This is a genomic window from Amycolatopsis sp. NBC_01480, from assembly GCF_036227205.1.
Classification (GTDB): Bacteria; Actinomycetota; Actinomycetes; order Mycobacteriales; family Pseudonocardiaceae; genus Amycolatopsis.
Genome location: NZ_CP109442.1, coordinates 5,600,114 through 5,620,739, shown reverse-complemented (window position 1 = coordinate 5,620,739; position 20,626 = coordinate 5,600,114). Strand labels below are relative to the sequence as shown.

The 20,626-nt window shown below is 68.1% G+C and carries 20 protein-coding genes and 5 pseudogenes; 8 read left to right on the top strand and 17 right to left on the bottom strand.

Going from position 1 to position 20,626, the window contains the following annotated elements; genetic code table 11:
• Positions 1-7: 7 nt before the first annotated feature.
• From OG371_RS26935 to OG371_RS26905, 7 genes are all read right to left on the bottom strand, one after another.
• Positions 8-1,024, bottom strand: a complete 1,017-nt coding sequence (locus tag OG371_RS26935) for an amino acid--tRNA ligase-related protein (RefSeq protein ID WP_329057956.1) — start codon at positions 1,022-1,024, stop codon at positions 8-10.
• A 145-nt stretch (positions 1,025-1,169) separates the two neighbouring features.
• Positions 1,170-2,426 (bottom strand): ATP-grasp domain-containing protein, encoded by a 1,257-nt coding sequence (locus OG371_RS26930; RefSeq protein ID WP_329057955.1) that lies wholly within the window; start codon positions 2,424-2,426, stop codon positions 1,170-1,172.
• Between the two features lie 61 nt (positions 2,427-2,487).
• The gene (locus OG371_RS26925; RefSeq protein ID WP_329057954.1) at positions 2,488-2,676 is read right to left on the bottom strand and encodes a hypothetical protein; all 189 of its coding nucleotides are present in this window, start codon (positions 2,674-2,676) and stop codon (positions 2,488-2,490) included.
• Between the two features lie 108 nt (positions 2,677-2,784).
• On the bottom strand, positions 2,785-4,041 hold the full coding sequence (locus OG371_RS26920; protein WP_329057953.1) for an ATP-grasp domain-containing protein: 1,257 nt from the start codon (positions 4,039-4,041) through the stop codon (positions 2,785-2,787).
• Complete coding sequence (locus OG371_RS26915) at positions 4,038-5,336, bottom strand: ATP-grasp domain-containing protein (protein WP_329057952.1); 1,299 nt, start codon at positions 5,334-5,336, stop codon at positions 4,038-4,040. Before OG371_RS26915 ends, OG371_RS26920 begins: the two co-directional genes overlap by 4 nt.
• Positions 5,337-5,350: 14 nt before the next feature.
• Positions 5,351-6,451, bottom strand: coding sequence for a hypothetical protein (locus OG371_RS26910; protein WP_329057951.1), 1,101 nt, complete (start codon positions 6,449-6,451; stop codon positions 5,351-5,353).
• Between the two features lie 168 nt (positions 6,452-6,619).
• Entirely contained in the window at positions 6,620-7,657 is a 1,038-nt protein-coding gene (locus tag OG371_RS26905) for a helix-turn-helix transcriptional regulator (protein WP_329057950.1), read from the bottom strand.
• 268 nt (positions 7,658-7,925) lie between these two features.
• On the opposite strand from OG371_RS26905, the gene OG371_RS26900 reads away from it, so the two are divergent.
• A complete protein-coding gene (locus OG371_RS26900) occupies positions 7,926-8,120 on the top strand; it encodes a hypothetical protein (RefSeq protein WP_329057949.1) in 195 nt (64 codons plus the stop codon).
• 307 nt (positions 8,121-8,427) lie between these two features.
• On the opposite strand, the pseudogene OG371_RS26895 reads toward OG371_RS26900, so the two are convergent.
• From OG371_RS26895 to OG371_RS26870, 6 genes and pseudogenes are all read right to left on the bottom strand, one after another.
• Positions 8,428-8,856: pseudogene (locus OG371_RS26895) on the bottom strand (SDR family NAD(P)-dependent oxidoreductase); the annotation flags it as partial.
• Positions 8,857-9,017: 161 nt separating this feature from the next.
• A complete protein-coding gene (locus OG371_RS26890) occupies positions 9,018-9,587 on the bottom strand; it encodes a TetR family transcriptional regulator (RefSeq protein WP_329057947.1) in 570 nt (189 codons plus the stop codon).
• 10 nt (positions 9,588-9,597) lie between these two features.
• A complete protein-coding gene (locus OG371_RS26885; RefSeq protein ID WP_329057946.1) occupies positions 9,598-10,509 on the bottom strand; it encodes an alpha/beta hydrolase in 912 nt (303 codons plus the stop codon).
• Entirely contained in the window at positions 10,506-11,426 is a 921-nt protein-coding gene (locus OG371_RS26880) for an NADP-dependent oxidoreductase (RefSeq protein WP_329057945.1), read from the bottom strand. The genes OG371_RS26885 and OG371_RS26880 overlap by 4 nt, the downstream gene beginning before the upstream one ends.
• Positions 11,423-11,752, bottom strand: a complete 330-nt coding sequence (locus OG371_RS26875) for a hypothetical protein (protein WP_329057943.1) — start codon at positions 11,750-11,752, stop codon at positions 11,423-11,425. Before OG371_RS26875 ends, OG371_RS26880 begins: the two co-directional genes overlap by 4 nt.
• Positions 11,752-13,578: a flavin-containing monooxygenase gene (locus OG371_RS26870; RefSeq protein ID WP_329057942.1), complete on the bottom strand. Its 1,827-nt coding sequence runs from the start codon at positions 13,576-13,578 to the stop codon at positions 11,752-11,754. The genes OG371_RS26875 and OG371_RS26870 overlap by 1 nt, the downstream gene beginning before the upstream one ends.
• Before the next feature lie 158 nt (positions 13,579-13,736).
• On the opposite strand from OG371_RS26870, the gene OG371_RS26865 reads away from it, so the two are divergent.
• From OG371_RS26865 to OG371_RS26855, 3 genes and pseudogenes are all read left to right on the top strand, one after another.
• Entirely contained in the window at positions 13,737-14,261 is a 525-nt protein-coding gene (locus OG371_RS26865; protein ID WP_329057941.1) for a MarR family winged helix-turn-helix transcriptional regulator, read from the top strand.
• A 37-nt stretch (positions 14,262-14,298) separates the two neighbouring features.
• Positions 14,299-14,810, top strand: a pseudogene (locus OG371_RS26860) (2Fe-2S iron-sulfur cluster-binding protein).
• Positions 14,807-14,953, top strand: a pseudogene (locus OG371_RS26855) (FAD binding domain-containing protein); the annotation flags it as partial. The pseudogenes OG371_RS26860 and OG371_RS26855, both read left to right, overlap by 4 nt.
• A 90-nt stretch (positions 14,954-15,043) precedes the next feature.
• On the opposite strand, the pseudogene OG371_RS47500 reads toward OG371_RS26855, so the two are convergent.
• Positions 15,044-15,133, bottom strand: a pseudogene (locus tag OG371_RS47500) (hypothetical protein); the annotation flags it as partial.
• A 464-nt stretch (positions 15,134-15,597) separates the two neighbouring features.
• A pseudogene (locus tag OG371_RS26845) lies at positions 15,598-16,499 on the bottom strand (NAD-dependent epimerase/dehydratase family protein).
• A gap of 65 nt (positions 16,500-16,564) precedes the next feature.
• On the opposite strand from OG371_RS26845, the gene OG371_RS26840 reads away from it, so the two are divergent.
• Complete coding sequence (locus OG371_RS26840) at positions 16,565-17,032, top strand: MarR family winged helix-turn-helix transcriptional regulator (RefSeq protein WP_329057939.1); 468 nt, start codon at positions 16,565-16,567, stop codon at positions 17,030-17,032.
• Between the two features lie 23 nt (positions 17,033-17,055).
• Positions 17,056-17,505 (top strand): hypothetical protein, encoded by a 450-nt coding sequence (locus OG371_RS26835; RefSeq protein WP_329057938.1) that lies wholly within the window; start codon positions 17,056-17,058, stop codon positions 17,503-17,505.
• On the opposite strand, the gene OG371_RS47495 is transcribed toward OG371_RS26835, so the two are convergent.
• Together OG371_RS47495 and OG371_RS47490 are read right to left on the bottom strand one after the other, a co-directional pair.
• Positions 17,446-17,745 (bottom strand): transposase, encoded by a 300-nt coding sequence (locus OG371_RS47495; protein ID WP_442875989.1) that lies wholly within the window; start codon positions 17,743-17,745, stop codon positions 17,446-17,448. The genes OG371_RS26835 and OG371_RS47495 overlap by 60 nt on opposite strands.
• A gap of 333 nt (positions 17,746-18,078) precedes the next feature.
• Entirely contained in the window at positions 18,079-18,249 is a 171-nt protein-coding gene (locus OG371_RS47490; RefSeq protein WP_442876183.1) for a TetR/AcrR family transcriptional regulator, read from the bottom strand.
• 180 nt (positions 18,250-18,429) lie between these two features.
• Between OG371_RS47490 and OG371_RS26830 the strand changes: the two genes are divergently transcribed.
• On the top strand, positions 18,430-19,167 hold the full coding sequence (locus tag OG371_RS26830; protein ID WP_329057936.1) for an SDR family oxidoreductase: 738 nt from the start codon (positions 18,430-18,432) through the stop codon (positions 19,165-19,167).
• A gap of 66 nt (positions 19,168-19,233) precedes the next feature.
• The gene (locus tag OG371_RS26825; RefSeq protein WP_329057935.1) at positions 19,234-20,604 is read left to right on the top strand and encodes an MFS transporter; all 1,371 of its coding nucleotides are present in this window, start codon (positions 19,234-19,236) and stop codon (positions 20,602-20,604) included.
• Positions 20,605-20,626: the final 22 nt, after the last annotated feature.

Here is a 20,626-nt window from a genome sequence, read left to right as displayed (position 1 = left end):
GGGCGACTCAGGGCACGGTGACCTCGCCGTTGTAACGTTCCACCAGCTGTAGCTCGCGGATGTCGGACCGCCGGAGCACCCACATCAGGAAGCGTTCGACGCCCATCCCGAACCCGCTGGTGGGCAGGGGACGGCGGGCTTTCAGGTCCACGTACCACTGGTAGTCGTGCTCGGCGACGCCGTGTCCGTGCAGGGCCGCGCGCACGTCGTCCGCCGTGGTGTGCCTCTCACCGCAGCCGATCACTTCACCGGGCCCGAGCAAGAGGTCGGCGTTGAGAGCCTTGGCGCCCGTTTCGTCGACGGCCTGGTAGAACGGCACCGAGAGCCGGTCGTAGTGACTCAGCCACACGCCGGGGCCGTACTGCTCGATGAGCTTCTCCTCGCCCCGTCGTGTGATCGTCCGCCACTGGTCGTGCACCTCGAAGCAACCGGCCTGGCCCTCGAGCGCCGCCACCGCTTCGTCGAAGGTCATCCGGGCGGTGGCCGAGGCCAGGAACGCTTCGAGGTGGGCCACTCCCCCGGCGACTCCGGCCACCTCGTCGGTGAGGTGCTCCAGCACCGCGGCCGCCAGGTACCGGACGTAGGCGTCGGCCACGGTGATGACGTCGTCCAGCTCACCCGGGATCTCGGCTTCACTGTGGAAGAACTGGCTGAGATGCGTGCTGTCCGCCTTTTCTCCGCGGAAACTCGGCATCAGGTAGTAACAGCCGTCCGGCGCGAGCCGGCAACCGTATTCGAGCATGAACTGCATGGAATCGGCGAGATAGGTCGGCACGCCGAACAGGTCGACCTGCACGGGGAGCGAATCGCTGCCCAGACCCATCGGAGACGAGATCGAGCCGGTGGTCACGGGCAGGTGGAGTGCGCGGACCTGCCGTTCCCGCCAGAACCGGGCGGTTTCGTAGCTGACCAGGTCCTGCAGACCGACCAGGCAGGTGTACATCGGGTCGTCCAGAATGGCCAGGTAGCGCCGGCGGGAATCTACCCGGGAACGCGTAGCCGGGGAATTGGTGAGCGTGGTCATGGAGAGCCTCCATCTGTTCGGCGCAGCACGGGTTCGCGCACCCACCCGGAATGTACGGGGGAACGCGGTGATATCAGGAAGAATTGTTCTGACCCCAGGAAGGGGAATTACTTCATTTCACTCCGGCCGGCGACCGGGTGAAGCTTCACATCGAAATCCGGATCGCCTGCCGCAGTGCGGACACATGGTCGTGAATGCTCTCCGGGGTCGGCCCGCTGACCCAGGCCGCCAGTGCGTGGCCGCTGTCCAGCGAGAGGTCCACAGTCCCGGAATGCAGCGCCCGGACGCCGTGCACTCCCGGCCGTTGTTCGAATACCCCGTCGAGGGTGACCTCGACGTGCCGGTCGGCCAGTCCGGCGTCGAGGCAGGGCGTCAGCATCGCCGTGTAACCGGCGAATTCCGGTCTGGCGCCCGTTTCCAGCCGTAGGGCAACCTTGGCCGCCTCCGCGATCACGTCGTAGCCGGAGGCCTCGCGCACCGTGGTCCAGAGCCCGCTGGCGGGCCGGCCGTTGATCTCGATGATCCGCGGTCCGGCCTCGGTCAGCTTGATCTTGGTCTGGGTCATCCCGTCGGTCACCCCGAGCACCCGCAGGCCGACCTCCGCCATCGCGGTGATCTCGGCCAGCAGCTCGCCGGGGAGCACCGACGGGTAGATCTGCCCGTTCTCCCGCACCCCCGACGTCAGCGGCAGCCGGTCGCTGACGGCCAGGTGCTCGGTCATCCCGTCGGCCGTCAGCGAATCGACGCTGACACAGTCGCCGTAGCGAGTGTCCTCGTGCCATCCCCGCCCGACCAGCAGCTCTTCGAGCAGCATGTGCGGGGTCGCCGTGTCGGCCAGCAGCCGGTGCGCGCCCTGCTCGCCGTCCAGTCCGCCGAGGACGGACGAGGCGACCGCCCACGCGGACCTGATCTCCTCGGCCGAGGAGATCAGCGTGGTCAGCGCCCCGCCCGCACCGCGGATCGGCTTGAGCACCGCGGGGAGCCCGACCCGCCGCAGCGCCTGGTCGATCCCCTCGGCCGAGTGGACCGGCTGGAACCGGGGCCCGGGCAGCCCCGCTTCCGCCAGCGCGAGCCGCTGCAGGTGCTTGTTGGTCAGATGCTCCACCGTGGCCGCCGAGTTGGACTTCAGCACGAGCTCCTCGCTGATCACCGCGCCGATCCTCAGTGAGCTCTCCGCGAAGGTCAGCACGCCGTCGAAACGATCGACGCCGTGCACCGCGGCGGCCGCCGCGAGGTGACCGCCAGGCCGGACCTCGACCGCCCGGCCGGCCGAGCGCATGACCGCCAGCTCCCGCGCCGGATCACGCAGGTCGCGCGCGTCGTACAGCCAGGTGACCCGGGCGAGCGCGGTCAGGCTGGCGGCCAACAGCCCCGGCCCGGGACCGCCGGTCCCCAGGATCACGAGGAGATGGTGCCGGGTCTGCGAGTCCACAGCGACGCTCCGCCTCCTACTACGATTTCCGTCAATGGCCGCCGAGCACGACGCTCCAGTCGGTGCCGCCGCCGTCGTGGTCGGGCGCCACGGTCGACCGGCCGTGCTCGGGAGCGGCAGCCGCGGTGGCGGTCGCGGCGAACGCGACGGCCCCCTGGGCGATAGCCACGCTGACACAGAACGCGGCGGCGATGACGCCCGCCGTGAAAACTCTCCGCATGATTGCCTGCTCCTCATCGTCCATGTCCTGGTGGACACTCGTCATTCTGGCGAATCCGGGGCCGCGATCGGGGGTTTCCCCGGCGCAGCAAGTTGCATGGCCATAAGTTCACCGCGGCGGCCGAGCCGGGTTTCCCGGCAAATCCGGCGAAAACGGGCCACGGGACACCCGGTAGTCCATGATCGCCAGTGCCCCGGAAGCCCGTTCGCGCAGCTGCCGCTCGTCGCGGCCGGTCACCATCACGGCGGCGAAGAAATTCTCCTTGTCCAGGGTGGACACCCGGTAGCCGTCGATCACGTAGGCGTCGACGACGCCGGGAAGGCGCCTCAACTCGGCGGCGGTGGTACGGCAATCGACCACCCCGAGCGCCTCCGCGTCCAGTGGGACGATCGCCAGCGCGTCGTCGTGTCCGGAGGCCGCAACGGGAAGCGCAGTGCCGAGGGCCAGGCTGAGCGAGAGCTCGATCGGGTCCACCCCCGTCCGGTGGCGGATGGCCGAGGGGTACAGGCCACCGCCCGGCCGGGGATTGACCTCGATCAGTCCGGCCCGACCGCCGGCACCGAGCCGGCCCTCGACGTGCAGCCACGCCGAGTCGAGCCCCAGCCCGCTCACCAGGACCTGCAGATCCGCCACGAAGCCGGCTACGGTCTCGGCCGGGATCCGCAGCGGGGGCGACATCCGCAGGCCCCGATCACGCAGCCGCACCGTGTCGTGGTCGGGTTTGTCGGCCACGAACACGGGCTCGAATCTCCCCGCGATGACGTAACCGTCGATCGAGAACTCTTCGCCGTCCAGGAACTCCTCGACGACGAAGAGGTCCTCGGCGTGCCCCGCCAGTAGACCGGCCACGGTGCGCTCCCACTCCTCCGCGGAACGCAGGAGGTGCACATCGCGGGAGGCCCCGCTCTCCGTGGCCGGTTTGAGCACCACCGGGTACCGGCCCGGCCCGGTCTCCGCGAGCACCCGGAGCGAGCCCGCCGTCCACCACACCGGAAAGACTCCGGCCGCGTCGGCGGCGCTCCGGACCGCGGCTTTGTCCAGCAGCGAAACGAGGCCGGGGCTCGGATCCGCCAGGCCGAAGTGACCCAGGAGTGCGGCGCGGCGGGCGCTGAGGGATTCGACCATGTTCACGACCGCGGCGGGGCGTACGCCGGCGCGTTCCACCGCCGCGGCGACGGTTTTATCCGCGCTGTCCCACGCCACCACGACGTGGCCGTCGCACGCTGCGGCATTCGGGTCGTCCGCCAGCTCCGACACCAGCACGGCCCGCCATCCACGCCGTCGCAACGCCGCGCTGAGCATGACCACCCCACCGGCGAGCTTGGCGGAGAGCAGCAGCGCGACGGGCCCGGGAACCCCGGTCATCCGGTCGGGCCCGGCTCTTCCGGCGCCACGGGAACGGTGCGGATCGGGAACAGCGCGGGGATCTCCTTGCCGAGGGCAGCCAGCTCGTCCGCGGTCTCGGCGCCGATGAAGGCGAACACCACCCACTCCGAGGGGTGCTGCATCCACAGCACGTCCGAGCGCTTCTGCAGTACGTGCGCCTCGAACACCCCGGGCACGGAGAGGACTTCTTCCGCGGTGGGGATCTCCACGATGCGGCCGGGCGCGTCCGGTCGCAAGTGGACAACGCCGAGGCAGGGGGCGACCGGCCGGGGCGCGGCGGTCTGGCCGTCGACCACCAGATCGGCCACGACCGACCAGATGCTGCGGCCCAGCGCCTGCCCGACGAGCCCGGGGATCCAGCCGCCACCGGTCCGGGTGGCGATCTCGGAGAACACGATCCCGCCGTCGGCCTGCCGGAACACCTCCAGGTGGAGCATCGTCCCGGTGACCCCGAGCCCGTCCACGACGCGCCGCGTGAACAGCTCCAGCTCGTCGTACAGCGCCGGGTGCGCCTCGCGGGAAAGCAGCTCGCCGCCGTCCTGCGCGCACTCTCCACGTTGGACGGCCAGACGGGGCGCGAAGTAGCGGGAGACGAACAGGAAGTGCGGTCCTCCACTTCCCCAGTAGGCGTCCACATGGAGTTCTTCACCGTCGATGAAGGACTCGACCGTGAGCTGCCTGGAGGACAGCGCCGGTTCGTAGCGGAACGAGCGGCAGACCTCGAGGAACCCCTCCGCGTCCTGGGCGAAGTACGTGCTCATCGTCCCGAAACCGGCCGCCGGCTTCACCACGACCGGGTAGTCCAGACGACCGGCCATCAATACCACCGCGGCGTCGTCGGAAGGATCGGGCAGCGAGGTGAAGGAGGCGGTGGGCACGCCGGCCTCCGCGAGCACCTGCTTCATCAGCCGCTTGTCACGCGTCGCCACCGAGGCGGGAACCGTGGCACCGAGCCCCAAGACCTCTTCCAGGTACGCCGCGCCGAGCTGGGAGAACTCGGTGAAGCTCACCACCCGGCCGACTTCTGGGTCCTGGAGCCGGATCGACACGGCCACGGTGGCGAGTTCTTCGAGCGCGTTAAACGTGCTCACCGTGTGGACCGACGCGGCCAGCGCGAGAAGCCCTTCGTCGATGTCGGCGTGCGCCACGTCGAAGGCGTCCAGGACGACGTGCACGCGCACCCGTCCGAGCAGTTCCCCGGCGAGCACAGGCTGCCACTTGCACAGCACGACCGCCCGCCGCGGGCCGGCCGGTCCGCTGACTTCGGGATTCATTTCACCGCTCCGTCTCAGATGTTCATAAAGGCGTACGAACTGCCGCATTCGAAGACCTCGCCCAGCCGGAGGTGGTCGGCCTCGCCGCGCAGATAACGGGCCGTGGCGTCGAGCTTGGCGTCCCACTCCTCGGGGGCGAGCGCCTTCGCCCGATCGGTGATGTCCGCGTTGCGACGATGGAACTCCGCCATCGACCCGACCATGTAGGACCTCGCGATCCGGGTGGTCTCGGCGCAGAGGAACACCGTGATCGCCGGCCGGTCGGCTGCCGCCGCCCGGTCCACCTCGACGTCGTGGATCAGGTCGGTCGACATGAAGTAGCTCTCCCCCTGCTCCAGTCGCAGGCGGTCCTCGACCGTACGGAGCCGGCTCGGCTCGTACTCCTGGTGCGGCGGCCAGACGCCGTCCACCCGCTCGAAGACGACGTCCTGGTAGCGGTCTCCGGCGGCGGCCGGCCTGGGTTCGGCGGACTCCTCGTAGATCGACTGCCGCATCTCGCCGACCGAAACGTAAGAGACGAAAGAAAAGGGATGTGAATGCGGCGGTTCGACGATCACGCCGGGTTCGAAGCGCTTGGTCGACTCGAACCCCTGAGCCTCCGGGTTCGGCTGCCAGATGTGGATGCTGAGGTGCCACTCCGAGACCGGGGAGCCCATGAACTCCGCCACCCCCTCACCGGCCGGCGTCGTGCTCGGGACGGGATGCGTCTCCGAAGCCAGCATCAGCGACTGCCCGGCCCAGCCGTAGATGCAGTGCCCGCGACCGGCGCGTGACCGTTCGGCGATCTCGTGGTCGGCCTGCTCACCCGTTTTCAGCGAGGTCCGCATGATTTCGAGGAAGGTCGCCAGGTTGTCGGCCCGGCCGAGGGTGCGCACGAACGCGTTCATCCGGCTGACCCGCTCGGTCCCTTCCGGGGTGTGCCGCATCCGCTCCAGGAGTTTTTGCAGGTCCTCGAGCGCGCGGTTCGCGTTGGCCGTGCCGTGGTCGGTCGCCGCCAGGATGTCCGTGATCGCCCGTTCGGTCGTGTCGTCGCAGAATCCCGTGGACAGAGCCGCCTTGGAGTCGCGGAGCGTCAGCCGCTCAGGATTATCGGAGGCGAACCAGGCAGCCGTCATTTCTTTGCCTTTCAGTCCGATCTTCGGCCGGCAATAGTCGTTGTGCTCAGCGGAAATCTAGCACCGCGATCACGGGCCGGACGGCGTCGAACCGACGCAACAAGTGGTCCTGCAGGAAGTTACGGCGGAAGCCGTTCCGCTCGACGTAACCCACCGAAGGTCTCGTCGTCAGTCGACCAGGCCGCGCTGCTTCGCGAGCACGCCCGCCTGGAACCGGCTCTGCGCACCGAGGCTCGTCGAGATGTCGGCGATGTGCCGGCGGCAGGTCCGCACCGAAATACCCAGCCGGCGCGCGATGACCTCGTCCTTCACCCCGGCCGCCATCTGCAGCAGGATCGCCCCGGTCAGCTCCCGCTCCGCCGCCCCGGTGCCGTCGTCGGCCCCGCTCTCGGGCAGGAGCGGAAACCGGTGCCCGACGTGCCAGAGCAGATCGAAGCTCTCCAGCAGGTGGCTGACCACGGCCGGCTCCCGGACCACCACGGCGCCGCCCGCAGGGTCGCCGTCCTCGGGCGGCAGGAACGCCACCTCCCGGTCGAAGACGATGATCCGGCGCGGCACGATCGACGTGGTCCGGACCAGCGCGCCGGCCTTGGTCACCGCGGCCACGTACTGCTGCGTCGGCGGATGCAGGCGGGTGGAGTGCTGCAGCACCGAGCGCATGACCACACCGCGCTCCAACATCATCATGTCCAGCTGGAGACTACGGTCCAGGCCGTCCGGGTCCATCCCGCCGCCCGGGTGCGCGATGTGCAGCTCCCGCCCGCATCGCTGGGCCTCGTCGGCGAGCAACTGCCGGACCACCGCCACGTCGTCGACCACATCGATCGCCTCAGCGCTTCTGCGTGCCTGGCGGGCTTCGAAGTAGGTGGGCTGCAGCGCGAGCAGCTCCCGTTTGACCTGCCGGTGAACTGCCTGCCGTCGGCGGATCTCGTTCTCTTCGGCGTTCAGCAGCTCAGCAGTGGCGGTACCGGGGCCGACCGCGTCGAACTCGCGACTGGAATCCCGTGAAGGGCGCAGCAGCAGCAACTCCGCCAGCGTGGTGACGAGTTCATCGAGCTCCGCCTCGCCGACGCCCAGCCGGCGCTGGGCTTCCAGCCGCGTCCAGAAAGGGTCTTCCACCGCGAACTTGTACAGCAGGACTGCCTTGGGTGACAGCCTGGCCACCAGCTCGACCAGATGCGTCGAGCACATCGCGGGATCGTCCACCACGAAATTCCCTTCTCCCCACGGCCGTCGCCGCGCATAACCCACTGATTACCTGATACCTGCGCGAAGATCACCGCGCCTGGTGCGCGCATGTATTTTCGAGCACAAACTGCGCACCTTTGGCTCCAAACTCGGCAACAATCGTACATATGTCGTCAATTCAGAATAAGTTCTGAATACGAATAGATCAGGCATACGGCCCGCATCGGAGGTACCTGGCCAATCGCCCAGCCGGCGGCGACGCGGACGACGGTCCAGAATGCGTACCTTGAAGGAGTCGACAAGCGCGAGCCGCAGCTCGATACCGGGCGCCGTCGATCAGCGCCGCTCGGCCCAGCCCACCGGCGCCGGTCAGGATTGCGGCGGGTTCATTCAGGACATGACCTTCTTCGCGAAACCGGCGATGGCGCGGGCCAGCTCGTCCGGCATTGACGGCATCAGCGACCGGCTCGCCACGAGCTAGTGCTCTGTCCAGAGCCGGTCCGGCTTGCACTGGACTTCTGGCCTCTCGTGTGCACACGACGAAGTCCGACCGGACGGCCGTCGGCCGCGCGGGAGAGCACCGCGCGCTCCGATGCCGACGTGCTCGATGGCGAGCAGGCCGGCCGCACGGGGACGGGTCGTTGGCCGGACAGGACACGTCAGTCGCGGATGCTCACCGGTCGATGCCCTGACCGAGCCGGCAGGGTCGCCTCGGTGCCAGCCAGGCCGGCGAGGGTGGTTGTCAGCTTCACGAGGCTCCGGATACCCGCTTCACCTGGTCAAGACTTTCACGGAGTCTTGAGGCTGCCCCCGTCGACGATCCAGTTGGAGCCCACCGCGCTGGGCATCGCCGGCGACGCCAGCACCAGCACCACCCGGGCGATCTCAGCGGGTTCGATCAGCTTGCCCGTCACCATGCCCGCCTGCTCCGGCATGGCCGCGAGCACCGTCTCATGGTCCAGGCCCATGCTCGCCGACAGCCGTCCCACATAGCCATCCGGGCTCGTCTGGATCGCAGTCCGGGTGGCACCGGGAGTGACGACGTTGACCCGGACACCCGTCTCCCCCAGTTTCTCCGCCAACCCACGGGAGAACGCGCTCAGCCCAGCCTTGGCCGCGGCATAGCACAGCGGCACCCCACGCGGGTCGCGCGCGGAACTCGAGCCGATGTTCACGATCGCGCCCCGCGCCCGCGACAACGCCGGCAGCGCCGCCCGCGTTGTTGACGAGCACGTCGAGGCGCGGGTCGCTCGCGAGCTTGGCCTTGCCGACGTCGCTCAACAGGGCCAACAGCGTGGCAGGCCCCGTGGATACGGAATCGCTGGTTATCGGTGCGGACCTCGCGCGCCTCAGTCAGGCTCGAGTTACCGGGTGGAAATCAGATTTTCGCCCGGTCTGCCGGCATGAGAGACTTGAGGATCACCAGCACGGTGTCGCTGAGCTCCGTCAAGCTCGCTGTCTCGCCGCTTTCGAGCCATTGTCCGTAGGCGGTGAGGAACACCTGCGTCCCCACCGCGGTGGCGAGCCGTGCCGCCTGCGCCTCGACGCCACGCTGCCTCAGGATCTCGGTGAACTCGACCACGATGTCGTGATTCTTGATGAGGTCGCGCTCCAGCAAGCCCGGGTTCGCGGCGATCACCGCGTGCCGTTGGCGTTGCAGCGTCAGGCCGCTCCAGTCGAACCCGGTCAGGGCTTGCATCACGGCCTGCAATGGATCCGCGACATCGGGGGCATCGAGGAGCCTCCCCACGAGTACCTCGCGAAGGTGGTCGGTCTCTGCGAACAACACCTCGCGTTTGTCCAGGAAGTAGCGAAAGAACGTGCGCGTGGTGACGCGGGCGCGCTCGGCGATTTCGACGACGCTCGTGTCCTCGAAGCCCCGTTCCGCGAACAGCTCCAGAGCTGCCTTCTTCAGCCGTTCTTTACTGCCGGTTTCCCAACGGGGCATGACCGCCACTTTACCCGCCCGGTCCTCCCCTCGCGCCGACATGCTGCCGCACGAAGAGCGCTGCGCGGTCCAGCGCCTGGTCGGCCTCCCCGAGGACGCCCGCGAATGCTTGGAAGACGTGCGGCACGTCCGCGGTGACGTCGAGCACCACGTCCACGCCGGCTCCGCGGGCGCGTTCGGCCATCCGGACCGAGTCGTCGAGCAGCAGCTCGTTCGTGCCCACCTGCAGCAGCATCGGCGGGAACCTTGTGAGATCAGCGTAGCGAGCCGGACTCAGCAGAGGCTGGTGCAGGTCCTGCCCTGCGCAATACATCTCGACGGCCGGCCGCAGCATGGCCGGAGTGAAGATCGGGTCGGCGTCCTCCTTGGAGCTCATGCTCGCGCCGCTGAACGTGAGGTCGAGGGCCGGGGAGAAGACGACGATCGCCGCAGGCAGGGGCAGGCCGCGATCCAGTGCTTTGAGCACGGTGGTGACGGCGAGCCCGCCACCAGCAGAGTCTCCGGCGAGAACAATCTTCGCGGGGTCCGTGCCGGCCGCCAGCAGTGCCTGGTAGGCGCCGATGCCATCGTCGACCGCCGCCGGGAACGGGTGCTCGGGAGCCAGCCGGTAGTCCAACGAGAATCCACGACTGCCCGATCGGGTAACAAGGTTGGCAGTCACCGACAGCGACGTCTCCGGGGAGCCGAGCATGAACGAGCCGCCGTGAAAGTACAGGAGCGTACCCTCGTCCGGAGGCCCGGCGGGCTCGACCAGGAGCGCACGACGAGCGCCGAGCGCCGTGTCCGAGATCCGAATCGCTGCGGGGACGAGCCTGCGCGACTGCGTCGCGGCGAAGCCCGCACGCATCTCCGCCAAGCTGCTCGGCACCGGCCGCGGCGCCCGCAGAACCGCGTCGATCTCGGCACGCTGGTCGCGGCTCACGTCGTGGCCTCCTCGCCGGACACGATGACGACCGTTCGCCCCGCGGCGTGACCGGCCGCGACATGCGCCTGTGCGGCGGCGGCCTCGGCCAGCGCGAACGTCCGTTCCACCGGGATGGTCAGCCCTCCCTCGACGTGCAGCGCGGCCGCCGCGCGCAGTGCGACGGGAACTTCTGTGGGTGCGAACGAGACCTGGGCACCGTGCTGCGGAGCAGTGAAGTCGGCGATGGACAAGACCTTGGACGGGTCGCCGGTGAGCGCGACGCAGTCGGCGACGACGCCCGAGCCTGAGATGTCCAGTGCGGCGTCGATGCCGGTCGGCGCCAGCGCGCGTACCCGGTCGACCCACCCATCGCCGTAGGTCGTCGGCTCCACACCCAGTGTGCGCAGGTAGTGCTGGCGAGCGGCGCCTGCGGTGCCGATGACGGTGATCCCCCGGTACCGGGCGATCTGTGCGGCGGCACTGCCCACCCCGCCGGACGCGCCGCTGATCAGCAGGGTCTGACCCGGCTGGATCCCGACCTGGTCGAGAATGCGGAACGCGGTCTCGACCGGGATCGGATATCCCGCGGCTTCCTCAAACGACAGGCTGTCCGGCTTGTGGGCCCAGAAACCGAGCACGGCGTACTCAGCGAGCACCCCGGTACCGCAGCCGAACACGGCGTCGCCCAGCCGGACATCGGTCACGTCAGCACCGACCTCGTCGACGACGCCCGCAGCGTCGATACCGCTGCCGCTGGGCAGGTTCACCTCGTACAGCTCTCGGACGAGCCCCGCACGGATCTTCCAGTCCAGGCCGTTGACCCCCGCGGCCCGGACCCGGATCCGGATCTCGCCGGCGCGCGGATGCGGTTCGGCCACTTCGTGAAGAGCGAGCACTTCCGGAGGCCCGTACTGCTCAAAACGAATCGCCTTCATGATTCTTGCCTACCCTGTCGTGGGGTCACCACTCGGCGGCTGATCCGCCGGCAACCGTCGTGCCTGTGCACAGTGTCCAGGTGGTCGACACCGGCGAACGCTCCGTTCGCCATGATCGTAAGACCTTTCGACCGCACGGTCGCAAAGTCGGTTCCCGTTTCGGTGATGACCAGGTTGGTGACGTGGTGCGCCAACGGGATCCTCGGGCCGAGTTCGGCGGCGGTTTTCCTGATCTCCTCGATCCGGTCCAGGTGCCCACTGTCGAAGAAGTGTCCGTGCAGAGCCAGAGTCTGGCCGATCTCGACGTGATCGTCGGAGCTCAGCATCACTGTCCCCCTGCTGTGGTGATGGCGATATCGCGGTCGACATCGGTGGCGGCCCAGTCCTGGATCACCGCGATGTAGCCGATCGGCCCGCGCCCGTACTGTCTGTCGGCGAACGACGGCCGGCCGGAGTCCCGGCTTCCCTCGTTGTTGTAGTAGCCGGGCGTGCACTCCGACTCGTACCGCGAATGGTCCACGTGCACGCGCGCCATCTCATGGGCCCAGCGCTGCTCGGCCTCCAGCGTCGCCTCGGCGACGGTGACGCCCGCGCGCAGGAAGCGCGCGACCAACTCCGCGACGTGCCTGGCCTGGTAGGAGGTGACGTGCGGGAGATTGATGGAGATGGCTGCCTGCTCGACCCCGCCGATGAGGAACATGTTCGGGAATCGAGTGGTCATCATGCCGTGCAGGCTGCGCATGCCACCTTGCCAGTGCTCGGCCAGCGATACCCCGTCTCGTCCGGTCAGCTCGTATCCGCCGGCTTGATATGTGTAAGCGTTCGCATCGAAGCCGGTGCCATAAATGATCAGGTCGACCTCATACTCGACTCCGTCGAACACGAGCCCGCGCTCGGTGACGTGGTCCACCCCGCGCCCGTCGGTGTCGACCAGCGTGACGTTGTCGTTGTTGAACGCCGGGTAGTACTCGTCGCTGAAGAGCGGACGCTTACAAAAGTAGCCATACCAAGGCTGCAGTGACGCAGCGGTGTCCTGGTTCTCGACGGTGTCGACGACCCGCTGGCGGATTTCGTTCATCTTCTCGAAGTCGATGGTCGCCATCCTGGCGAGGTCGACCTCGCCGTCGGCAGAGATCGCATCCGCGATGCGCTTGCCCATGGCGGTGGCCTCGTCGTCGACGAGATCATCGACCGGCATGCCCGACATCGTCTGGACGAAGTTGTCCATGCGTTGGCGCTGCCAGCCTGGCTCCTGACTGCGGAACCACGCTGTGTCGGTCAGGCAGTTGTTGCGGGCGTTGACGGTCGAAGGTGTGCGCTGGAACAGGAAGACCTGCTGCGCGCTCTCGGCCAGGTGGGGAAGAATCTGGATGCTGCTGGCACCGGTGCCGATCAACGCGACCCGCTTGTCGGCCAGCTTGTCGAGTTTGCCGGACCAGTCACCACCGGTGATGTCGTAGTCCCACCGACTGGAATGGAACGCCTGCCCCTGGAAGCTCTCGATTCCCTTGATGCCCGGCAGTTTGGCGCGACTGAGTGGACCGGTCCCGATCGTCAAGTACCGGGCGTTGATCACGTCCCCACGGTCGGTGCGCACGGCCCACCGCGAGTTGCTCTCGCTCCACGTGACGTCGAGGACCGTCGTCCCCAGCAGTGCCCGCGAGTACAGGTCGTAGGTCTGCCCGATCGCACGGGCGTGCTCAAGCATCTCCGGCCCGCCCGCGTACTTCTCCGTCGGCACGGTACCGACTTCCTCCAGCAGCGGCATGTAGATGTAGGACTCCACGTCGCAGCGCACACCCGGGTATCGGTTCCAGTACCAGACACCACCAAAGTCTCCCGCCTGATCAACGATCAGGAAGTCCGTGGCCCCCGCTTCGTGCAGCCGTACAGCCATCTGCAGACCCGCCCAACCGCCACCCAGCACGAGTGTGTCCACGTCGGCGATCCGCGGCGCACGTGGCTGTCCTCCCGGGCTGGACGACAGATAGGGATCCGCCGCGAACGCGGCGTACTCCCCACTGATGTCCAGATACTGCTCGTTCCCGTTCGGGCGAAGCCGCTTGTCCCTTTCCTGCCTGTACTTCTCCCTCAGCCCGGCCGGATCGTACCCATCCGGCGGAAGCTGTGCGGTGTTCTCCGAGTCGTTCATAATCACCCTTGTCCACAGCTGTTGTCTCGACGTGACATCACGCTAACACCGATGTCATGACGCGACATCAACCTCGCTAGTAATGCTTCTCACTTCCATGGTGATGTCAATCATTGATAGTGTCAATCATTGACTTCACTTCGTGATACCGTGCCGTCATGAGCGGCACCGGCAACGAGTTCCAGAACCCGACTCCCCGCGAAGGCGAGCACAGCGTGCGTCCCCCGACGCTGCTGGCTCTCCCGTCCTACCTCGCCGGCAACGTCGGCAGGGTCGGCACCCGGCTCGTCGCCCGGGTCGCCGAACGGGAAGGGTTGGCGATCACCCATCACGCCGGGCTCGTCGCGCTTCGCGACTTCGGCCCGCTGGCCCAGTTCGAGCTCGCCGACCGATTGGACGTCGACCGCAGCCAAGTCGTCGCGGTCGTCGACCGCCTTGAGCAGAAAGGCCTCGTCATCCGCTCCCGCGACGAGCGCGACCGGCGGCGCGTGACGGTTGCGCTCACCGCCGAAGGCCGCAAAGTGGAACGACGGCTCACCAACGCCGCACGCCGATCCCAGAAGCAGCTGCTCGAAGCACTGTCCCCCGCTGAACAGGAAGACCTGGTCCGGTTGTTACGCCGCGTACTGGACAACCACGACGCCGCCCGGCTGGCTGCCACCACCGACCGACCGCAGGGCTGACCGCACTTCCTCGAACGAGACGAGGTCCTCAACGGACATCCCCATCCACCTGACCGTTGACGGACGACCGCAGGGGCTCTCGGTAGACACCCGCACGACCGTGCTCGACGCACTTCGTGACTGGCTCGGGGTCATCAACGTCAAGAAGGGCTGTGACCACGGGCAGTGTGAGCCTGCACAGTCCTCCTCAATGGGCGCCGCACCCTGTCGTGTCTCTCGCTGACTGTGGCCGTCGATGGTGCCGAGATCACCACCGCCGACTGCCTCGCACCGCCCGGCGAGCTGCACCCCGTCGCGGAGGCGTTCCTGGCCCACGACGCCTACCAGTGCGGCTACTGCACGCCTGGCCAGATCTGCAGTGCCGTCGGTGCACTCGCAGAATGGTGCGACGGCGCGCATGGTCACGTGACCGAGGATCTCGACGAAACCCCGCCGCTCGACCGCGCCGAGATCACGGAGCGGATGAGCGGGAACCCTTGCCGTTGTGGTGCGTACCCGAACATCGTGACGGCCATCGAGGCCGTCGCGCAGGCGGGTGAGCCAAGGTGAAGCCGTTCGCGTACCTGCGGCCCGACACCGCCGCCAACGCGGTCGCGGCCGTTACCGCCGATCCCGGGGCGATGTTCCTTGCCGGCGGCACGAACCTCGTCGACCACCTCAAGCTCGGCTTGGTCACCCCCGGCACTCTGGTCGACGTCACTAATGCGGCAGTCGGTGGCGTAGACCGCGACGACCGCGTTCTCGATCCGGCCCGCGGTGCCGGTGTACAGTCGGCCGGTCCCCGCGGCGGCCTGCCCCTTCTTCAGGCCACCGGTCTCATCGAAGATCAGGACCCCACCGCCGCCCAGATGACGGGCGACGAAGGCGCGCACCACATCGCGCACCGCGTCCTCGTCCCAAACCGCCCCGCACAGCAGATGCTGGAGCCGGCAGGGGCGGTCGGTCCGACCGCCTGCGCCGGTGCCCAGCAGTTCGCGGACACACCCGGCATCAACAGTGCACGCACATACGCTTGCGCGTTCGAGCGCGGGTCATGCCGGGAGAAGACGGGCGCGAGCAGCGAGGCGAGCTCCGCGAACCGCTCCTCGAACCCTCCCTGTAGTGGCCGAGCAGGCCGTTCTTTGATCGAATTTCGTCACACCATGATGATCACGGAGCGGCCCGCACGCCTTCCGGCCTCACGCGCCACGCACCGAGCCGATAATCTTTGCAGCTCAATGGCACGGATTGAACGTCAGCCCACGAAGTCCGCATGTGCATCCCGGCGGATCGCGCCGTAAAGCCCGAGCTTCGAAGAGGGCATGGGGACCGCTCCTGCGTCACGGGGCCATGCCCCTCAGCGTGGGTTGCCTGCCGTGAGCCAGGCGATGTAGTCGGCGGCGGCGCGGGCGGTGTCGTACTCGGGCTCGAAGCCGGTGTCCTGGTGGAGTCTGGTGATGTCGAGGGCGGCTCCGGGCTGGCTTGTGCCTGCCGGGAGTTCCAGGCTGGCCTCCGGCACTGTCCGGCGGATCGCTGCGATCACGTCGGCGTTGTCGGTCACCTGCCCTGACGCGATGTTGTAGGTGCGGTGCTTGAGGTTGTCGGCGAGCTGGAGCAGCGCGATGGCCCGGCCGGTGTCCTTGACGTAGCACAGGTCGAGCCCGTCCCCGAGGCGCGGTTGGGCGAGCAGGCCCGACAGGTCGAGCGGCTGCCCGCTGGCGGCTGCGTGGATAAGCGCGGGTGCGGCGAAGAACGGGTCCTCGTGGCCGAGGGGGCCCCAGGTGCCGGAGATCCGAAAGTTGACGAATTCGACGCCGGTCGCCTCGGCGAACTGCTCTGCGAGGAGTTCGCCGATCTTCTTCGACCGCGGAATCGGGTGCGGGGCGGTCAGCCGCACCGGCAGGTCCTCGGTCAGCGGAGCGTCTGTCTCTACGCCGCTGTAGACCCCGAGCGTGCTAGCCAGGCCTACCCGGCGCACGCCCCATTCCTGGGCGACTCGGGCGACGTTGAGCAGCCCGTCCAACAGGCCCTGCGTGGCCTCGATGCCGCCGACGGTCCCGCGTGGCGCGGGGTAGCCGGCCAAGTGCACGATGCCGGCGATCTGACGTCGGCCTGCTCCGCGATCACGGGCAGGTCCGCGAGGTGGGCGGGGACCTGACCCGTGCCGCGCTGCACCACGACGCTCGCCTCGCCGAGGCCGTGCAGCGCGCGGACGGTGTGGGAGCCGATGAAGCCAGACCCGCCGGTAACGAGGATCATGGAGATTCCCTTCGCCAGACAAATCATCGGAACTACCGACGATAGGTCTACGGTACGATTCTGGCGTGCCGAAGCCAAATTCAGACGCCCCCGACCAGGTCCGGGCACACGACGACGTGCTCGGGTACCTCCTCAAGCACGCGCACCGTGCGCTGGAGCAGCAGACCGAAGCCGCCCTCGTCGGCCTGGACCTGACCGTCCGCGACCTCGGCGTGCTGCGGGTCATCGCCGGCGGTGAGGCGGAATCACAGCAGGAGGCCGCAGTGGTCCTCGGCATCGACCCGACGTCGATGGTCGCGCTCCTGGACGCGCTTGAGCGCCGCGGCATCGTCGCGCGCAGACCGTCCGAACGGGACCGGCGCCGCAACATCGTCGAGCTCACCAGCCACGGGCGGGACCTGTTCCGGCAAGCAGAGGACCGCTACGCCAAAGCCGAGAAAACGTTCACGTCAAGCTTGGGTGATGCCGGGGCAGCCGGGCTCCGCCGGTCGCTGCGGTCTGTCCTCCATAACGCGAAAGACGGGATCACCTGACCGTCAATACCGACCCCGAGCGTATGCGTGCGGCCGGATTCCCCGACGGGTACGCCTTCGCGGCCAAGGACCAGATCGCCCGGGATCAGGCCAGGCGAGCGCCGGACGCCGGGCTCGACCCGGCCTGGGCCACCGGCGACGAGGTCTACGTGCGCAGCAGCGAACTACGCGAGGTGTTCGAGCAGCACGACATCGGCTACGTCTTCGCCGTCGGCCGCGACTTTCAGCTGACTACCTCCCGGTGCGTGAAGATGCGCGCCGACCAGGCACTGCACCTGGTCGAGGCGCGCGGCTGGAACCGCCGCTCGTGCGGGAACGGCTCCCCGGGCCGGCGCCTGTACGACTGGGCGTGGATCGCCACCGCATCCCCGCGCCACCACCTGCTGATCCGTCGGAAGAAGCCGACGGGATGCCTACCGGGTCATCGCGCGCGGCGTGGAGTTCGGCGACACTGGTCCACCGCGAGCAGTTGAAGACGCGGGTACCTCGTGCCATTCGGTCAGCCGACGCCAGCAGGTGGCGCCCGAGGCGCCGAACAGCGCGGCGGGCAGCCGGTTCCAGCCGATGCCGGTGTGGACGACGTCCAGGATGCCTTCCCGTGCAGCCCGGTCACCGGCATGTCGGCGTCCTGGATAGCGGAAACGCCTCGGGCGCATCGGATTGAGAGGCTCGACCCCCTCCCACAGCCGGTCGGTCAGAACCTCCTCACGCATACCGAGATGCTGGAAGGCCCCGCAGTCCAAGCAAAGACGGCACGCCGACTCATTCTGAACTGACCCCTTGGTCCATCGACGACGACGTCGAGTAGGTATGGGATGCGGATGTCCTGACTGGGTGTGGAGTTACCGCAGGAAGCTGACAAGAGGGAGGAGTTCGCCTGGGTCGATGTCGGTGCGCAGTGGCCTGTTTCCTTTCCTGCGTCGAGCAGGGCTCCGATGGCGTCAAGGATCAGGTCGTATTGCCACTGTGCAGTTCGTCCCGGCTCGCCGCGTCAAGCACGTCGGCCACGGCATGCTTCTTGCGCCCGAAACCGCCAGCTCGTCCAGTCAGTTCCTTACAGCTTGCGCAGGCTGGCACGCCTGCAGCAAGGCGGGAACCGAGTCTACGACGGAAGCGAAGTCATCCTGGTAGACCTCCAACGGCAGCGCCTCACGGGTTGGGAAATGGCGGTAGAGCGTCCCCTGGCCGCCACCGGCAGCCTTCGCGATCGGCCGCATAGACGTCTCGCCTGAGCTCTTAAGCGCTGCGTGCGACATCGAGAGGCCGGTTGCGGTTGTGCTCAGCATCAGCACGGCGGCGCGGCTCGGCCCCCTCTTTGCGAAGCGGACATGTGTCCGGTAGCCTCCTGAGTAATCCGGACACATGTCCGGTTGATGGTGCATGATCTAAGGAGACCCGTGACGGGACTGACAGAGAAGATTGTCGCGATCGCAGGAGCAAGCAGCGGCATCGGCGAGGCGACCGCGCTGCATCTTGCCGAGCGTGGAATGCGCCTCGTACTCGGCGCTCGACGCGTCGACCGGCTGGACGCGCTGGTGGAGCAGATCGTCGCTGCCGGCGGCGAGGCGGTGGCCGTCGAGGTCGATGTCCGCAACCGAGCCGATGTCGCTCGGCTCGTGGAGACCGCGCAGACACGATTCGGTCGGCTCGACGTGCTGTTCAGCAACGCCGGAAGCATGGCCGTGTCCGGCTTCGACGAGCTGAGAGTCGACGACTGGGAGCAGATGGTCGAGGTGAACATCAAGGGCGTCTTGAACGGGATCGCCGCAGCTCTCCCGGTGTTCCGAGCGCAAGGTGGTGGCCATTTCGTGCACACGGCGTCGACCGCCGCGTACAAGGTCGTGGCCACGCAAGCGGTCTACGCCGCAACCAAGACGGCCGTGAAGGTGCTCACGGAAGGTCTGCGCCAAGAGGCCGGGCCCAACCTGCGCGTGACCTTGATCTCGCCCGGATTCACGAACACCGAAGGCATCGGCAAGGGCGGCAGCCCCGAGGTCGGTGCGGCGCTGCTCGCGCAGCGGGACGCGATCGCGATGCCTCCCTCGGCGATCGCACGGGCGGTGGCCTTCGCGATCGAGCAGCCCGACGAGGTCGACGTCGGCGAGATAGTCGTTCGTCCCACGGCGCAGGGCTGATCGATGAGCTTGGCGCTCACACGCCGGAGCACGGGTAGCGGCTCCCACTCGAACACGATCATCGCGGTGCTGGCATTGAGCGGAGTGATCTCCTCAATGATGCAGACCCTCGTCGCTCCGATCCTTCCTCGGTTCCCGCATCTGCTGCACACGACTGCGTCGGGCAGCGCGTGGATCATCACCGCCACTCTGCTCGCCGCCTCCGCCGCGACCCCGGTGGCCGGACGGCTCGGTGATCTGTACGGGAAACGTCGGGTGCTCCTGGGACTGCTCGGCCTCATGGTCCTCGGCTCCGTCGTTGCCGGTTGTGCGCAGGACCTCGGGATCATGATCGTGGGACGTGCACTCCAGGGAACCGCGATAGGCACCGTTCCCGTCGCGATCAGCATCACCCGGGACGAGCTCCCTCCCTCCCGGCAGCGCGGAGCGGTCTCGCTCATTAGTGCCAGCCTGGGCTTCGGGGCCGCGATCGGATTGCCGGCGGCGACCTCGGTGGCCGACAGCTTCGGCTTCCGGGTCCTGTTCTTCGCCACCGCGCTCCTCGGCGTCGTCGCCATCACACTCGTCGCCCGATTCATCCCCGCGACATCCGCGAGGACCGGCGGTTCCTTCGACGCCGCCGGTGCCCTTCTGCTCGCCGCGGGACTGATCGGGGTTCTCCTCGCGGTTGCCCAAGGACGCACATGGGGATGGGCGTCGCGACCGACGGTCGCGTGTCTCATCCTGGGGGTGCTGATCCTCGTGGCCTTCGCCGTATGGGAGCTGAGTCGTGCCGAGCCGCTCCTGGATCTGCGGGTCGCGGCAAGCCGCACGGTCATGCTGACGAACCTGTCTTCTATCGCCCTCGGGTTCGCACTCGTGGCCAGCAGCGTCGCGTTCCCCCAGGCACTCGAAGTGCCGCACGCTTCCGGCGGCGCAGGAATGACTGCGTTGGTGGCGAGCATCGGCGTGATGCCCCTCGGCGTAGTCATGGTCCTCCTCACCCCCCTCGCCGCCACGATCATCGGACGTCACGGCGCGCGCATCGCCCTCACCTGCGGTGCCCTCATCGTCGCGATCGGCTACCTCCTCCCCGCCGTTTCACGCGCGAACGCGGCCGCGATCATCATCGGCGCCGCCATCGTCGGGATCGGCATCGGACTCGGTTACGCCGCTATGCCCACCCTCATCATGAGCGCCGTCCCCGCCACCCAGACCGGAGCCGCCAACGGGACCAACACCCTCATGCGGGCCCTCGGCACCACGATCGGCTCGGCCGTCATCGGCACGATCCTGTCCGCCGGCGCGCCCGGGCGAATCTCGGCGCGAGCCTCCGCAGGCCCCAGCATCAGCGCCTTCCAGACTGTCTTCGTCCTCGCCGCCGCAGCGGCCATCCTCAGCGCGGCTATCGCAATCTTCACCACGCACGACCGCGCCGACGCGGAGCGGTTCCGGTAAGAGACAACACACCCCATCGAAA

What these genes read in the sequence shown, in the direction of transcription:
- OG371_RS26935 (WP_329057956.1), bottom strand. Translation starts at nt 1,024, where the DNA reads ATGACCACGCTCACCAATTCCCCGGCTACGCGTTCCCGGGTAGATTCC.
- OG371_RS26925 (WP_329057954.1), bottom strand. Translation starts at nt 2,676, where the DNA reads ATGCGGAGAGTTTTCACGGCGGGCGTCATCGCCGCCGCGTTCTGTGTC.
- OG371_RS26920 (WP_329057953.1), bottom strand. Translation starts at nt 4,041, where the DNA reads ATGACCGGGGTTCCCGGGCCCGTCGCGCTGCTGCTCTCCGCCAAGCTC.
- OG371_RS26915 (WP_329057952.1), bottom strand. Translation starts at nt 5,336, where the DNA reads ATGAATCCCGAAGTCAGCGGACCGGCCGGCCCGCGGCGGGCGGTCGTG.
- OG371_RS26910 (WP_329057951.1), bottom strand. Translation starts at nt 6,451, where the DNA reads ATGACGGCTGCCTGGTTCGCCTCCGATAATCCTGAGCGGCTGACGCTC.
- OG371_RS26890 (WP_329057947.1), bottom strand. Translation starts at nt 9,587, where the DNA reads ATGCCCCGTTGGGAAACCGGCAGTAAAGAACGGCTGAAGAAGGCAGCT.
- OG371_RS26880 (WP_329057945.1), bottom strand. Translation starts at nt 11,426, where the DNA reads ATGAAGGCGATTCGTTTTGAGCAGTACGGGCCTCCGGAAGTGCTCGCT.
- OG371_RS26875 (WP_329057943.1), bottom strand. Translation starts at nt 11,752, where the DNA reads ATGCTGAGCTCCGACGATCACGTCGAGATCGGCCAGACTCTGGCTCTG.
- OG371_RS26870 (WP_329057942.1), bottom strand. Translation starts at nt 13,578, where the DNA reads ATGAACGACTCGGAGAACACCGCACAGCTTCCGCCGGATGGGTACGAT.
- OG371_RS26865 (WP_329057941.1), top strand. Translation starts at nt 13,737, where the DNA reads ATGAGCGGCACCGGCAACGAGTTCCAGAACCCGACTCCCCGCGAAGGC.
- OG371_RS26835 (WP_329057938.1), top strand. Translation starts at nt 17,056, where the DNA reads ATGCGTGCGGCCGGATTCCCCGACGGGTACGCCTTCGCGGCCAAGGAC.
- OG371_RS47495 (WP_442875989.1), bottom strand. Translation starts at nt 17,745, where the DNA reads ATGCGTGAGGAGGTTCTGACCGACCGGCTGTGGGAGGGGGTCGAGCCT.
- OG371_RS47490 (WP_442876183.1), bottom strand. Translation starts at nt 18,249, where the DNA reads ATGCGGCCGATCGCGAAGGCTGCCGGTGGCGGCCAGGGGACGCTCTAC.